Origin of the sequence: Moorena sp. SIO4A1 (assembly GCF_010672065.1) — a bacterium.
In the GTDB taxonomy this organism is placed as follows: Bacteria; Cyanobacteriota; Cyanobacteriia; order Cyanobacteriales; family Coleofasciculaceae; genus Moorena.
Genome location: NZ_JAAHHX010000814.1, coordinates 1 through 1,296, shown reverse-complemented (window position 1 = coordinate 1,296; position 1,296 = coordinate 1). Strand labels below are relative to the sequence as shown.

2 protein-coding genes are annotated in these 1,296 nt (G+C 44.9%); both read right to left on the bottom strand.

Annotated elements, in window-relative coordinates; genetic code table 11:
- On the bottom strand, positions 1 to 705 hold a 705-nt coding region (locus tag F6K53_RS43150), incomplete at its 3' end, for a glycosyltransferase (protein WP_293086833.1).
- Positions 702 to 1,296: hypothetical protein (locus F6K53_RS43145; RefSeq protein WP_293086830.1), on the bottom strand; the 595-nt coding region annotated here is incomplete at its 5' end. The genes F6K53_RS43145 and F6K53_RS43150, both read right to left, overlap by 4 nt.

The following is a 1,296-nucleotide window of genomic DNA, read 5'->3' as shown; positions in this document are numbered from 1 at the left end:
TTGTAAACTAGGATGATCTTTGACTCCCTCCAACAACTCCCCTAACATTGGGCCATATTCATAGAGATTTCCAGAATACACAACTCGCAAGGGACGAGATTTATCGACTATGGAATGATTAAATCTTAGTTCAGATGGTAGAGAAGCTGGAATGGGATAAAGAATTTGACTATTGGGATGCGAACCTAAAGCTTTTTGCATTCCTTCACTGACGCAAAGTACCAAGTCTGAGCTATCATGAAGCTGCTGGAAACGCCGTGCGATTAGTTGCCGAAAGGGGGCATGGACAATAGGTAAATCTGGCCACCAGTCATGGAAAATAGTTACTAGGGGCAAGCCATATTTTTTTGCAAAGCGCAAAGCCGCCCAGCAGCCATCACCATGAGCAACAGTGAGCACAATTGCTTTTTGGCTTGATAGCTGGTGATCATGGCACAGGGGATCCCAACTGCGACCATCAGTGAGAACATTTAAATTGTTGCCCCAGGTATAAAATCGAGTGCGATTCAACCTTTTTGCTAATCTTGTTAGCAAGTCTTGGGGATGTGGCACCACTGAAACCTTCCACCCATCTAGCTGACTTAGATGGCGGTGCAGTATAATTTCTCCTGCACTAGTTGGCGCAGGTGGTACGGAGGAGATGACAATAATTTCATATGTACCAGTAGTAATTAATCTAGATTCAGCGGTAGTCATCATTTTCATCGAGCCAGCTCTTGAAGGTCGTCAATGTTAGGAGTATCTTGGGATTGACGAGAAACACGGTTCACACGATCAACAAACAGGGCGTGTATTTTCTCAGCATTGAGAACAGTTTTTGCTGCGTTACGCGCTCCCCCACAGGCAGCTTGCCATGTATCAAGATTAGAGGCAGCATCAATCATCGCCTTAACCAAAGCTATCGGGTCATCCTCTGAAACTGCTATGCCAGCACGGTGCTGATGGGCAAACTGATAAGCTGTTGAGTAGTCTGGTGCCCACACGAAAACAGGTTTGCCATAGGGAACATAATCCAACCACTTGGTTGTAAAACTGGTTTTCATGAATGGTTCTTCTGCTTTATCAAAGCTCATCACCGTCAGAAAAGCATCTGCCTGTTGAAAGTCTGACTTTAATTGTTCAAACGGCTTAAATCCCTTGTAAATGCCAGCCTCAGTCATCTCCTTGACTTTTTCCAAAGGCCAATCATTACCAGCAGCAAAGATTTGCAGGTGAATATCACTTCGCTCTTTTACAGTATCTGCCAAGCGCAGTAGCATACGGCCATAAGCACCGTAGCAGTTTCCCGCATATACA